The following is a 13,492-nucleotide window of genomic DNA, read 5'->3' on the forward strand; positions in this document are numbered from 1 at the left end:
GGTCGACTCGATGAACGAGCGCAACGCCGTCGCATCGGATCCGGGCGAAGTGATGCTTCAGGCCAGGAACGTCAAGTTCGACTGGAGCGATCTGCCGATGCACTGGGTGCCCGGCGATCCGTACACCACGCACGTCCTCAACGTGCTGCATCTACTACTCCCGGCCGGCGAGCACTGGTTCGTCGACACGTTCAAAGAGGCCCTGCCCTACATCGACGACGAGAAGCTGCGCGACGACGTCATCGGCTTCATCGGGCAGGAAGCCGTACACGCCGAGGCTCACACCGGCGTCCTCGTGCATCTGCAGAACAACGGACTCGACCCCACTCCGTTCACCGATCAGATGGAATGGGCCTTCGGCAAGGTCCTCGGATCGGATTCGGTGACGAGTCTGCGATCGAAGAACAACCTCGTCGAGCGGCTGGCCCTCATCGCGGCCATCGAGCACGTGACGGCGTTCCTCGGTGATTGGGTACTCAATGCCGACGGTCTCGACCGCGCCGGCATCCATCCGACGATGCTCGATCTGCTGCGGTGGCACGGTGCCGAGGAAGTGGAACACCGCTCGGTCGCGTACGACACCCTTCGTTACTTCGACAAGCGCGAGGTACGTCGCCTGCGCACGTTCGTCGTGGTCGTTCCGTTGATGGGCTACATCTGGATGCGCGGCATCATCTTCCTGATGAAGAACGACCCCGAGCTGCAGAGTGCCCCGAAGTCGGTCCGCAAGCCCCGTTCTGCCCTGTGGCGCAAGTCGGTTCGCCGCGGCACTCTGCCGGCGCTGACGCACGTCGGCCGCAGTATGTCTCGCTACCTGAAGAAGTCGTATCACCCGAGCCAGGAAGGCTCGACAGCTCAGGCCGTGCGCTACCTGGCATCGTCCCCGGCCGCGCAGGCTGCGGCGCGGTGAAGCTCTCGACGGGTCGCGTTCCGCGACTGTTACCCAAGGACGCGCCACCGGATCTGCGCGGACGCCCCCGCGCCGATCGCTCGATGCAGATGCTCGGAACGTTCCTCAACGGCTACATGCACGCGACTGCCGGCAAGGAGTACGACGACGCGGTAGCCGGCCACAATCCCGATTCCGCGCTGCGGCTGGTGGTCGTCGACCGCGAGATCATCGCCGAGGACGAGAACGTCGCCGCTCTGACCCTCGCCTCGCCGACGGGGGAGCAGCTGCCGATCTGGCATCCCGGCTGCCACCTCGATCTACATCTGCCGTCGGGTCGCCGTCGGCAGTACTCGCTGTGCGGCGATCCGTCCGACCGCAGTTGCTACCGGATCGCCGTGCGCCGAATCCCCACCGGCGCAGGTGGATCCATCGAGATGCATGCACTCGAGCCCGGAACCGAGGTCACCGTACGTGGCCCACGGAACGGCTTTCCCTTCGTCGCCGAGGGCAGCGCGCTGTTCGTCGCCGGCGGCATCGGCATCACCCCCATCATCGCGATGGTCCGTGCCGCACGGATTCTCGGGATGGATTGGCAGTTCGTGTACTGCGGTCGCTCCCGGGACACGATGCCTTTTCTCGACGAGATCGAGAGCTGGGAATCGGATCGCGTGTTCGTCCGGACCGACGACGTGCACGGGTACCCCACCGAGGGTGAATTGCTCGAGCGCGCACCCGCAGGCGGTGCCGTCTACTGCTGCGGTCCTACCCCCATGCTCGATGCCGTTCGCCGCGACTTCGGCCAGTGCCCCGCCACCGCACTGCATTTCGAACGCTTCGGCCCGCCGCCGATCCTCGACGGCACACCGTTCGAGGTGCAGCTGATCAGCACGGGCGCTGTGCTCGACGTCGCCGCCGACACCTCCGTGCTCACGGCCGTCAAGCAGCAGAAGCCCAATATCGCGTACTCGTGCCAACAGGGCTTCTGCGGTACCTGCAAGGTGCGGGTGCTCGCCGGCGAGCCCGAACACCTGGAGTCGCGATTGACCCCGGAGGAGCAGCGCGATCACATGCTCATCTGCGTCTCGCGCGCTCGAAGTGCCCGTCTCGTACTCGATCTATAGAACGGAAAGACAGTGAGCAGCAACGCAGTTCGTACGACGGTCGTCAACGAGGGCATTCGGTTGGCGGTGTTCGAGAGCGGAAACCCCGACGGCGAACCCATCGTCCTCGTTCACGGGTGGCCCGATACTCACGAACTGTGGAGCCACATCGTGCCGCAACTCGAAGACCGTTTTCGGGTGATCAGCTACGACTCGCGTGGAGCCGGCGAGAGCACCGTCCCCGTCGAGCAGTCGGCGTACAAGTTGGCCCGGTTGGCGGCGGACTTCTATGCCGTGGCAGATGCGGTCAGTCCCGACGCTCCCGTTCACGTGCTCGCTCACGACTGGGGTGCCGTGGAGGTCTGGGAAGCCGCAGCCCAGCCCCAGGCGAAGGATCGAATCCGTTCGTACACATCGATTTCGGGACCTAACCTCGATCACCTCGGTAAGTGGTCGCAGTCGCGGCTACGTCGTCCCACTCTTGCCGGCATCAAGCAGGTTCTCGCGCAGACCCGAGCGTCCTGGTACACCGTCACCTTCCACATCCCCGGCCTGTCGACGTTGCGCATCAAGCGACAGTTCGCCAAGGGCTGGCCGGCATTCCTCCAGGAGTTCTCGGGCGTCGATCCGAAGCTCGTCACCCAGAACCCCACGCTGTGGTCGGACGCAACCAACGGCACCAACCTGTACCGCGCCAACATCATTCCAATTCTGGCCAATCCGCGCGATCGGTACATCGACATCCCGGTGCACCTCATCGTCAACACCGAGGACGTCGCGGTGCGGCCGTACCACTACGACGACACCGGCAAGTGGGTGAAGAACCTCACGCGCAACGACATTCCGGCAGGACACTGGTCGCCGATCTCGCATGCGGACGACATCGCACGATTGACGACAGAATTCATCGACTCGCTGGACTGAACATTCAGGTCATCCGGTCAGGTGACCGCGCAGCGTGGACGACGTGTATTCGGATCGAAAGAGGCCGCGCTGCTGCAGGATCGGGACCACGTGTTCGACGAAGTCGGCGAGTGAGTTCGGGTAGCGCGGGCACATCAGGTTGAAGCCGTCGGCACCGCGGCCGATCCACGATTCCATCTCGTCGGCGATGGAATCCGGTGTGCCGATCATCGTGGCGTGCCCGCCACCGGCCGCGAGGGTGCCCAGCAACTGACGCACGGTGGGCCGGTCCTTCTCGATGATGCGCAGAATGGTCTCGTACCGACCCTGCGGTCCCGTGAACTCGGCCGCAGGTGGTAGGGACGGCACCGGAGCATCGAGTTCCCATGCGGCACATTCCTGTCCGGTGAAGGTGGACAGCATCGCCAGCGACTGGTCGGTGGGCAGCAGCAGATCCAGCTCTGCCTTCTTGCGACGAGCCTCCTCCATCGTCGATCCGACGTACGTCACCAAACCCGGCATGATGCCCACTGCCGCACTGTCACGAGCGGCTCGATCGATTCTCGCCTTCACGTCGTCGTAATAGCTCTGCGCGGCAACGAGATCGTAGGCGACGGCGTAGATCGCCTCGGCGTACTTCGCCGCCAGGTCGCGGCCCGGGCCCGACGCCCCGGCTTGGAACAACACAGGCCTGCCCTGCGGCGACCGCGGTACCGTCAGCGGGCCGTCGACTCGAAAGTGCTTGCCGTCGTGATCGATCGAGTGCACCTTGGCCGGGTCGGCGTACATCCCGGTGCGATCGATAGTCAGGGCATCGGCATCCCACGAATCCCACAGCGCCAGTGCAGTATCGACGAACTCTTCGGCGCGGGCATAGCGCTCCTCGCGAGCCGGGATGGCGTCCATTCCGTGATTACGCGCCTCGGCGTCGAACATGGACGTGACGACGTTCCAGCCGGCCCGTCCGCCGCTGATGTGGTCCAACGACGCCAGCATGCGCGCGGCATGGAACGGTGTGTAGAACGTCGACGACACAGTCGTGACCAGACCGATGTGGGTGGTCGCTCTGGCCATGGCCGACAGCGCCGTGATCGGTTCGAGAAACCAGGTTCCTGCGCCGGCCGGGTCGCGAACGGAATGCCCGTCGGCAAAGAACACCGCGTCGAACTTTCCCCGTTCGGCCAGCTGCGCAAGTTCCTCGTAGTACGAGATATCGCCCAGGTCCTCCACGCGCGAATCGGGATGACGCCACGCGGCGCTGTGGTGGCCGCAGCCGTAGAGAAACGCGTTGAGGTGCATGTCAGTCCTTGACCAGGCCGCCGTCGACCACCAGATTCTGACCGGTCACCGACCGCGCCCACGGCGAAGCGAAGAACAGCAGAGCGTCGGCGAATTCCTCGGGGGTGGTGACGCGTTGCAGCGGGGTCGAGGCCGCGATGAAGTCGAACACCGCGGCCGGGGTGGCGGCACTGGCGTCGGTGGTGCGCAGCAGTCCACCCGAGACCATGTTGACGGTGATGTTGTCTACGCCGAGGTCCGCCGACAGAGTGCGGGTCAGCGAGAGCAGTGCGGCCTTGGAGGCGGTGTAGTCGTGGTACGGCACCACCGGATTCTGGAACAAATTGGTGCCCACGTTGATGATTCGGCCGAAGCCCGCCTCACGCATTCCCGGCAGGGCCGCCTGCGTGGTGAGCAGTGCCGCGCGAACGCTGCCTCGTAGCTGAGCGTCGAACCGATCCCAGGTGATGGTGTCGGCCTTGGGGCGGGCATCTCCGTCGAAGGAGAAGTCGGCCAATGCGTTGTTGACGACTGTGGTGATCGGAGTGCCGAAATGCGCACGGGCCGAGTCGAACACCGAGGCCACCGCGCTCTCGTCGGTCACGTCGCCCTGAACAGCAAATGCACGGTCGCCGAGCCTGTCCGCCAACGCCTCCGCTGCCTCTTTGCTGGTGCGGTAGTCGATCACCACACGCGCGCCCTCACCGGCGAACGCCGCGGCAATCGCTGCTCCCAGTCCGCGGCCGCCGCCGGTGATCAACACTGTCTGCTCGTCGATCTTCACGTGCATCGCCTCTCGTTCGAGGTCGGGACCGCCGCGAGGGACAGGAAATACCGAAACGTCACGACATTCCCTTCGCTGGTCCTAACCAGATCAGGTTCGACGGGTGTGATCTCAGCCCTGACGGGCACCCCGTGTCGCGGTCGACTGTACCTGTAGGTCTCTCTACTGCTTTCTTGCGCTCGACGTAGACAGCCGAACACAACCGTATGCAGCGATCAGCCGATGACAGCCCAGCCGTGGGGAGGAACGCTTACCCGTCCGTCGTTCAGGTGCGCCTCACCGGCCAGTACTTCGCTGCCCCGGGCCGGGTAGTCGATGGCCTCGTCGCCGAGGTTGAGCGCCACCGTCATGGAATTGTCGTCCGCGTACACGCGGTAGAGCAGCGCGGTGTTGGTGAGCTCGAGTGTCTCGGTGCGTGCGGAGTACAACCACGGATTGCGACGCCGAACTGCGATCAGCTCCTGATGCACTCGGTAGACCGGCCAGCCGTACGGGGCGAGATCCTCGGACGTGTCGGGGTATTCGGGACGCACCTCGTCATCACCGCCGACGCGATCTTCCTTGATACCGCGGAATGCCTGCTCGTCGCCGTAGTAGATCATCGGCATCCCGCCCACGGTGAACAGAACCACCAACGCGTGCAGCAGATGTCGCTCGTCCTCGATGACGCTGGCGATGCGATTGACGTCATGATTTCCCACGAACGTGGCGGGCACGAAGGCGTCGAGCCAACCGTTGTGACGCTCGAGGGCATGCGAGAGCTCGAAGAAATTCTTCTCGCTCAGCCCACTCCAGATCGCCTTCCACAGTTCGTACTGCGTCACCGAGTCCAACGTGGAGGCCGAGACGATCCGGTCGTAGTCACCGTGAATGACTTCGCCCAGAAAGTATGCCTCCGAATGCTTTTCGCGAACCTTCGGCAGCACCGCGGCCCAGAAGCGCGGCGGAACCGCGTAGGCCGCGTCGAGTCGCCAGGCGTCGACGCCGCGGTCCAGCCAATGCGACAGTACGTCCACGACGTACTGCTGCACGTGCGGGCTCTCGTGGTTGAGTGCGACCAATTCGTCGTAGCCCTCGAAGTTGCGGTGCGTCGGCTCGTCCCCGGACCAGTCGAGGTGAAACCACCCCGCGGCCTCGGAGTCCGGGCCCTCGGCCAGAGCCTCACGGAACTTCGGGAAGCTCTGCGCGACATGGTTGAAGACGCCGTCGAACATCACCTTCAAGCCGCGGGAATGCGCCGCAGCGATCAGCGAATCGATATCCTCGTCGGTGCCGAGCCGACCGTCGACGTGGTAGTAGTCGACAGTGTCGTAGCCGTGCTTCTCCGACTCGAAGATCGGACCGAGGGCGATGCCCGACGCGCCGAGTTCGAGGGCGTAGTCGAGCCACTTCTCGATTCTGGTCAGCCGATGCAGATCCGCTTGCGACTCACCGTCCCAGCCGTGCACCGGCGCACCGGTGAAGCCGAGTGGGTACAGGTGCCACCAGATGGCGTGTTTCGTCCACTCCATCAGGACGCCTCGATCGAGTCGCGACCGAGCTCGCCCGCGCCGGTATGGCCGGACAGGCTGGTCACCAAGTCGAATTCGGCCAGCAGGCAACGTAGTACGTGTGCAACACCTTCCTGCCCGCCGAGGGCGAGACCGTACAGGAACGGGCGGCCGAGAAGAACCGCATCGGCACCGAGCGCCAGCGCCTTGGCCATGTCGGCACCGGTGCGCACACCGGAGTCGAACAGGATCGTCAGTTCGTCACCGACGGCCTCGACGATGGACGGCAACGCGTCGAGAGACGGCCTGGCACCGTCGATCTGACGTCCACCGTGGTTGGAGACGACGATGCCGTCGACTCCGTGGGCGGCCGCTTGTCGGGCGTCGCCGACGGTGCAGATGCCCTTGAGCACGATCGGGCCGTCCCAATGCTCGCGCAGGAACGCCAGGTTCTTCCACGACAGGCCGGGATTGGGGAACATCTGCGCCCAATGCATCGCGGCCGCAACGGGATTCTCCTCGACGGGCTGAGCGAGTCCGGCTTGGAACGCCGGATCGCTCAGATAGTTCTCGATACCGAGGTTCGCCAAGAACGGGAGGTACCCGCGGTCGAGATCGGCGGGCCGCCAGCCCAGCAACGTCGTGTCGAGCGTCAGCACCAACGTGGTGAATCCGGTGTCCTTCGCGCGCTGCAGGAAGCTCAGCAGTACCGATTCGTCCGTCGGCCAGTACAACTGATACCAGCGCGGCGCATCTCCGCCCGCCTCGGCGATCTGCTCGAAGGAATGCGATGCCTGCGTCGAATGTATGTACGGCACACCGAGTTCCGCAGCCGCGCGAACCGTCGCGAGTTCACCGTCGGGATGGGCGAGAGTCTGAATACCCACCGGAGCGATCAGCAGCGGTGCAGGCATGTCGGTGCCGAGCACGGTGCACGCATGATCACGCGAGGCCGAGCTGCGCAGCATCCGCGGCGTGATGGCCCACCTGTCGAAGGCGGCCCGGTTCGCACGCGCCGTCGAGCCACTGCCCGCACTGGCGACGATGTAACCAAGAGCCTCGGGCGAGAGCTTCTCGGCAGCCTGGTCCTCCAGCCGCGCCAGGTTGGTGGTGATCGATGGTGTCTGCTGAGCGAACATCCCCGCGGCGTAGATGCCGAGTTGGTGATCGCTGAAGTTGCTGGGCCTGGCCTCGGTCATCGTTCGACCCTACCGGGGCACCGCCGAGGATCGGGCGAGAAATGCGTCCAGCAGCGCCGAGCACCGCTCACGAGCTGCAGCTTCGGAGTCGGCAATGTCTTGCCTGATCTGGTGCACGTCCACCGCGTGTTCGACGCCGTCGCGGTCCCACGCGGCCGCCCATGCATCGTAGGTGTCGAGGTCGATCTCGGGGTGGAACTGTAACCCGAGGTGCGGGCCGCAGACGAAGGCCTGCTGCGCTGCCTCGTTGCGGGCGATGACCGTGGCCTCCGGCGGAGCGAAGAACGTGTCGCCGTGGAATTCCATCCACGGGCCCGAGGCGATGAGCTCGGGATCGGACGTCTCGACCTCGACGAATCCGTATTCGGGATGCTCGGACTTGCGGACCGATCCACCGAGCACCCGGGCGAGCAACTGGCCGCCGAAGCAGACGCCGAGGATCGGAACACCTGTGTCGATCGCGTCCCGCACATACGCGGTCTCCGGCGCGAGCCACGTCAGCGTGTCGTCGTACGCAGCGTCGGGTGAGCCCATGACCACCACCAACTGCGCGTCGGACAGCGTCGGTGGTGCGACGTCGGGACTGTGGTCGAAGGAATGCACGTCCAACCGGAAACCCCTGGTGCGCAATTCGGCGGCGAGGGTGCCGATGTCGCGACGCGCCAGGGACGGGTCCCGGTCGTGGACGAGTATCACGGCGCGCGGGTCGTTCGGGTATGTCACAGGGCTCCTTTACGGTGTTCGTGCACACCGTACGACAGACTGGATCCGATGCCACCTCGTAAACGCACTGCCCGATCCACCACTGCCCGCACCGTCAAGGCCGGGCAGAGCAGCGCTGCGCGAAAGTTCGCGGCTGCGAAGAACGGTGAGCCTGCAGCGAAGAAAGCTGCCCCGAAGAAGGCCGCACCTCGCAAGAGAGCAGCCCCGCGCAAGACCTCGCCCCGCAAGTCCGCCGCCCCCGATCTTCGGGTGCCCGATCCCGGCGAGCGCGTGTGGGTGTTGGACGTGCCGTTCGAGGATCGGTCCGCGGCGGGCGCAGCGGGAGCGCGCTGGTACCCCGGACCGCGCGTGTTCGCGTATTACGGAACCGAACTGCCCGAGTACCTGCAGCCGTACGAGTCGATGCCGTACAGCCTGCAGCGGTGGCTCGAGGACGACGCGAACGACAGTTGGCGCGACGAAGAGGTGCGCGAGCGGGCGATGCAGCCTCGCGACACCCAACTCGAATCGGTCCGACGCCATCTGGCCGCGCTCGAGGCCGGCTTCCCGTACTTCGCGCAGATGGATTCGACGGGTCTGGGTAAGACGTTGGCCGTGTGCGAGGCCGTGCGGCAGATGTCGGCCGCCGAGATCGGCACGGTTCTGGTGGTGGCACCCAAGGGTGCGCTGCCGGGGTGGCGTCGCACCATTGCAGACAGCGAGGCCGACATCGAACCGTCCGACCGCAAGCGTTGGTTGCTGATCACCTATCAGTCCACCAAGAAACTGCTGTCGGTTCCCCCCGAGACCGATCTGGGCAAACGTAAACGGACGCAGAACAAGCGGACCATCTCGCTGGGAGAGCTGCGGTTCGACATCGACGTGGTGATCGCCGACGAATCGCATGCGTTGATGAACATCGAGTCGCAGCAGTCGCAGATCCTCTGGCGGTATCAGGAGGCGGCCCGATCCGTCGTGTGGATGTCTGCCACTCCCGGCTATCAGCCGCTGCATTTCGCGTACATGGCCCGCGCCGTCGAACGCAGCCGCGGCGTCGAGATCCTCGGCGACGACGAGTATCTCGGGTATGCCGTGACGATGAAGTGGGCGGAGTTCCTCATCGAGTCCGGGTTCGCCGTCAAGGCAGGGAAGGCGACGACGGGGTTGACCACGTGGCGGTGGGAGCCCGAGGACGCGACGAAGCGAGCCCGCGACATCGCGTCTGTGCACGGCTGGTTGTCGGGAGGCGCTGTGCCGTGGTCTATTTCGCGGCCGTCCCCACCGACGCCGCGGGAGCCCCTCGGTCAGGAACTCACGGCCGCGCAGAAGCGGCTGTACAACTCGGCGTGGGTGGACTACCGCAAGGAAGTCGGCCTGCCGATCTGGAAGGCCGTCGGCGGAAAGCGAGTGCTGCAGAAGAATCCGAGTACCCGTGCGGCGACGCTGCGATTTCGCCAGAAGTGCTCGTACCTGCGCATTCCCGCGTCTGCGGATCAAGTCCGGACGTGGGTCAAGGCAGGCAATCAGGTGTTCGTCTCGATGTTCTACCGCGAGTCGGTCGCTGCTCTGGCCAAGACACTTCGAGACGAGGGGCTCGAGGTCGCCGTGGTCGACGGGAGCATGAGCAGTCCCGAGCAGGAGGCGTCGATCCGCCGTTTTCAGACCGGCGACGCGTCGGTCATCGTCTCGACCACCACGAGCGCGATCAACCTGCACACCAACGAGTTACTGCTCCCGGAGGGGACGGTCTCCACACTCGCACCGCGCGTGACGCTGATTCACGATCCTCGGTGGACACCCATCGACATCAGGCAGATCGAGGGCCGCGCCAACCGCATCGACAAGGACCACAACCACACCACGTCGACCTGCTACTACGGCTACGCCGAGGGCACCGTCGAGGAGGAGATGGTGCTCACCGGGATCGAGCGCATCGCGGATCTGGGATCGATCGTGGGGCAGGCGGATCTGATCGATCCGGAGGCTTTCCTCGCGGCGAAAGTGGATGCCGGAAAATAGCGACAATTGTGAGCAATCGTCCACGCGCCCGAGTAGGTTCGGTCCCATCGACAATTCGTCGATAGTGGGCTCACTTTGGCACCAGGAGTAGTCATGATCGTTCTCGGAATCATCCTCGCCCTCATCGGCTATTTCGCCGGCATTTCAATTTTGACGACTATCGGCATCATTCTGGTGGTCGTCGGCGCGGTTCTGACGTTGCTCGGTTCGATGGGGCGCGCAGTCGGTGGCCGCAAGACGTGGTTTTGACATCCGCGTTAGAACATACGTTCGATTTCTGTTAGTCTGAGCGGGCCCCCGGAGTTGGCGATGCGGCCAGCGGAGCCACTTCGGGCGGTCCAAATCGGGCGGTAGACAGTGTCGAAGGCGGTTGCGCGCGATGGCATCCGACGAGCGCGACACCGATCCGGTTGCCGGCTCGCTCTACCGCGTCGGCGATCGGTGGGCAGAACGAGCACCTACTCACTGCACCAACGGCCATCAGCTTGTCGCCGGTTCGGTACTGGTGGGTTCGCGTGCTTGCTCGTGTGAGCGGGGGCATCACCGTACCCATCAGTGCCAGAGGTGCAATCTCGTGCGGTTCACCCCAGAACTCGGTGCCACGTGCAGCGACGCCAGCTTCGATTCTCGCGCGGCGCGGTCACGTCCGGCGATCGTGGACAATCGGGGGCATGAGCAACAGTGAAGCCGTCGTCGACCTGGTGCAGCTGAGGCACGATTTCACCCGCTTCATGATGAGTTACAAGTTCGGAATCGACGAACTGATCACCAAGATCAACATCCTGAAGCAGGAATTCACTCACATCCACCGCTACAGCCCCATCGAGCATGTCTCGTCGCGACTCAAGACGCCCGAGAGCATCGTCGACAAGGCTCAGCGCAAGAAGTGCGCACTGACGCTCGACGCCATTCGCGAGAACATCTTCGACGTCGCAGGTGTCCGCATCACGTGCAGCTTCATCTCCGACACCTACCGCATCGCGGACATGCTCAGTAGTCAGACCGACGTTCGAGTCGTCGAGGTCAAGGACTACATCGCGAACCCGAAAGCCAACGGCTACAAGAGTTTGCACCTCATCGTCGAAATTCCGGTGTTCATGTCCGATCGCGTCCAACCGGTCTTGGTCGAACTCCAGATCCGCACGATTGCCATGGATTTCTGGGCGAGCCTCGAGCACAAGATCTTCTACAAGTACCGCGGCCAGATTCCGCCCACCCTGTTGGCGGAACTGACCGAGGCCGCCGAGACGGCCAACACACTGGACGAGAAGATGGAAAGCCTGCACGACGAGGTGGAGGAACTGAACGGCGATTCCGACAACTCCATCACTCTCGGCGCGATGCCTCCGATGGCATTGCCTCCCGAGCTGCTGCACATGTTGCTCACCGCGCAGGCCGAAGCGATCGACCCGGACTGACGATGCCTTCGAAGAGCAGAACCCCGCTGCTCGACGGCTGAGCAGCGGGGTCCTCGGTTCTTGCCTGCGTTATCCGATGTGTACCGGGGTGTCGCCGACGGGCAGGTCGTCTTTCTTCGCGCGGACGAGCAGCAACACGACCGGGCTCACCAGCGCGACGAGGATCGCGGCGGTACCGAATGCCCAGGCGTAGCCGGAGACCTCAGCCGAGAACGCGTGGTCGATGGTCGCGAGCACGAAGTTGCGGATCGGCTCCGGCAGCGCGGCCAACATCTCGTCGCTGGGCACTTCCTGGCCGGCGAGAGCTTCCGCGGGAACTCCGGCGGGCGGAGTCGGTGCCGGATTCTCGGCCAGGTACGAGGTCTTCGACGAGGTGTAGACGGTGGTGAACACCGCAGCACCGAGTGCACCACCGACCTGCAGGGTCGCGTTGATCAGCGCAGATGCGGCACCTGCGTCGTGGTCGGGAACGCCGATCAGTGCGACGTTCTGCATCGGGACCATCAGCAGACCGAGGCCGAGGCCGAGCAGCACGACGCCCGGCAGGACGTGCGTGAAGTACGAGGTGTCGACGCCGATCTGGGTCAGCAGCAGCAGGCCGACTGCGGACACGACCGGACCGACGGCCATCAGCGGCTTGGGTCCGATCTTCGGCACGAGCGCAGAAGCGAGCGCGGCCGTGATCAGGATGCCGCCGGTCATCGGCAGCGACGCGACGCCGGCGATGACCGGGCTCATCTCCAGCACGATCTGGAAGTAGAACGTGAGGTACAACGTGCCACCGAGCAGGGCAGCGCCGATGACGGCCGAGCCGATGTACGCGGCACCGCGGTCACGGTCGAGCAACACACTCAAGGGCAGCAGCGGGTTGGCGGACTTGGACTCGACGACGACGAACGCGGCCAGCAGAGCGAGGCCGAGCGCGATGAACGAGATGGTGGGTACCGTCGCCCAGCCGTCTTCGGCCTCGGTGAAGCCGTAGACCAGCGAGGCCAGACCGAGAGCGACGAGGATCGCGCCGGGCAGGTCGTAGCGGGTGTCTCCGTGAGCCTTGCTCTCCTTCACCAGCGGCACCGCTGCGGCGATGGCGAACACTGCGACCGGGATGTTGACCAGCAGGCACCAGCGCCAGTTCGCGTATTCGGTGAGCACTCCGCCGAGGAGTAGGCCGACCGCTGCGCCGCCACCGGCAATGGCGCCGAAGACGCCGAACGCTTTGGCGCGTTCCTTGGTGTCGGTGAACGTCACCGTCAGGATGGCCAGTGCTGCCGGGGCGAGCAGTGCAGCGAACACACCCTGGCCGGCGCGCGCGATGAACAGCTGCCAGCCTTCTTGGGCGAGTCCGCCGATAGCGGAGGCAACGGCGAAGCCTGCCATGCCGACGATGAACGAGCGCTTGCGTCCCCAGTAGTCGGCGATGCGTCCGCCGAGCAGCAGCAGTGCGCCGAACGACAACGCGTAGGCGGTGATGACCCAGGCGCGGCTGCTGTCGCTGATGCCCAGGTCCAGCTGAGCCTGCGGCAGCGCAATGTTGACGATCGTGCCGTCGAGCACGATCGTGAGCTGCGTGATGGCGACGATGCACAGCACCAGCCATCGGCGCTCGTAGTTCGGATTCAGATCCGGCGCTTCGCGCTCGGAGAGCTGCGACATGTTTCTACCCCACTCGTACTCGTTGATTCTGGGCACGAAAAATGTCCCGAGCAA

General features: G+C 64.7%; 12 protein-coding genes and 1 riboswitch. Of the genes, 6 read left to right on the forward strand and 6 right to left on the reverse strand.

Going from position 1 to position 13,492, the window contains the following annotated elements; translation table 11 throughout:
• Window positions 1-10 precede the first annotated feature (10 nt).
• Genes RFA01S_RS00175 through RFA01S_RS00185 form a run of 3 tightly spaced genes read left to right on the forward strand, consistent with a single transcriptional unit; the run spans window position 11 to window position 2,916 of the window.
• On the forward strand, window positions 11-910 hold the full coding sequence (locus RFA01S_RS00175) for a metal-dependent hydrolase (protein ID WP_027495186.1): 900 nt from the start codon (window positions 11-13) through the stop codon (window positions 908-910).
• Entirely contained in the window at window positions 907-2,013 is a 1,107-nt protein-coding gene (locus RFA01S_RS00180; RefSeq protein ID WP_032407868.1) for a PDR/VanB family oxidoreductase, read from the forward strand. The genes RFA01S_RS00175 and RFA01S_RS00180 overlap by 4 nt, the downstream gene beginning before the upstream one ends.
• 12 nt (window positions 2,014-2,025) lie before the next feature.
• Window positions 2,026-2,916, forward strand: coding sequence for an alpha/beta fold hydrolase (locus RFA01S_RS00185; protein WP_032389356.1), 891 nt, complete (start codon window positions 2,026-2,028; stop codon window positions 2,914-2,916).
• A gap of 9 nt (window positions 2,917-2,925) precedes the next feature.
• Here the strand turns inward: RFA01S_RS00185 and RFA01S_RS00190 are convergent, their stop codons facing one another.
• The 5 genes from RFA01S_RS00190 to RFA01S_RS00210 form a co-directional block, all read right to left on the reverse strand.
• Window positions 2,926-4,194: an LLM class flavin-dependent oxidoreductase gene (locus tag RFA01S_RS00190; protein WP_032407869.1), complete on the reverse strand. Its 1,269-nt coding sequence runs from the start codon at window positions 4,192-4,194 to the stop codon at window positions 2,926-2,928.
• A gap of 1 nt (window position 4,195) precedes the next feature.
• Window positions 4,196-4,963: a 3-oxoacyl-ACP reductase gene (locus tag RFA01S_RS00195; protein ID WP_032407870.1), complete on the reverse strand. Its 768-nt coding sequence runs from the start codon at window positions 4,961-4,963 to the stop codon at window positions 4,196-4,198.
• 43 nt (window positions 4,964-5,006) lie between these two features.
• A riboswitch (TPP riboswitch) is annotated at window positions 5,007-5,099 on the reverse strand.
• A gap of 73 nt (window positions 5,100-5,172) precedes the next feature.
• The gene (locus RFA01S_RS00200; RefSeq protein WP_032407871.1) at window positions 5,173-6,468 is read right to left on the reverse strand and encodes an alpha-amylase family glycosyl hydrolase; all 1,296 of its coding nucleotides are present in this window, start codon (window positions 6,466-6,468) and stop codon (window positions 5,173-5,175) included.
• Window positions 6,468-7,646 (reverse strand): alpha-hydroxy-acid oxidizing protein, encoded by a 1,179-nt coding sequence (locus RFA01S_RS00205; RefSeq protein ID WP_032367745.1) that lies wholly within the window; start codon window positions 7,644-7,646, stop codon window positions 6,468-6,470. The genes RFA01S_RS00200 and RFA01S_RS00205 overlap by 1 nt, the downstream gene beginning before the upstream one ends.
• Before the next feature lie 9 nt (window positions 7,647-7,655).
• Complete coding sequence (locus RFA01S_RS00210; protein WP_032407872.1) at window positions 7,656-8,369, reverse strand: type 1 glutamine amidotransferase; 714 nt, start codon at window positions 8,367-8,369, stop codon at window positions 7,656-7,658.
• A gap of 48 nt (window positions 8,370-8,417) precedes the next feature.
• Here RFA01S_RS00210 and RFA01S_RS00215 point away from each other — a divergent pair, with 48 nt between their 5' ends.
• From RFA01S_RS00215 to RFA01S_RS00225, 3 genes are all read left to right on the forward strand, one after another.
• On the forward strand, window positions 8,418-10,367 hold the full coding sequence (locus tag RFA01S_RS00215) for a helicase-related protein (protein WP_032407873.1): 1,950 nt from the start codon (window positions 8,418-8,420) through the stop codon (window positions 10,365-10,367).
• Window positions 10,368-10,460: 93 nt separating this feature from the next.
• Window positions 10,461-10,616, forward strand: coding sequence for a DUF6131 family protein (locus tag RFA01S_RS27605; RefSeq protein ID WP_094611554.1), 156 nt, complete (start codon window positions 10,461-10,463; stop codon window positions 10,614-10,616).
• A 422-nt stretch (window positions 10,617-11,038) separates the two neighbouring features.
• Entirely contained in the window at window positions 11,039-11,785 is a 747-nt protein-coding gene (locus RFA01S_RS00225; RefSeq protein ID WP_027495176.1) for a GTP pyrophosphokinase, read from the forward strand.
• 69 nt (window positions 11,786-11,854) lie between these two features.
• Here the strand turns inward: RFA01S_RS00225 and RFA01S_RS00230 are convergent, their stop codons facing one another.
• A complete protein-coding gene (locus RFA01S_RS00230; protein ID WP_230591034.1) occupies window positions 11,855-13,474 on the reverse strand; it encodes an MFS transporter in 1,620 nt (539 codons plus the stop codon).
• Window positions 13,475-13,492 lie beyond the last annotated feature (18 nt).

The sequence above is a fragment of the Rhodococcoides fascians NBRC 12155 = LMG 3623 genome, assembly GCF_001894785.1.
GTDB classification, from domain to species: domain Bacteria; phylum Actinomycetota; class Actinomycetes; order Mycobacteriales; family Mycobacteriaceae; genus Rhodococcoides; species Rhodococcoides fascians.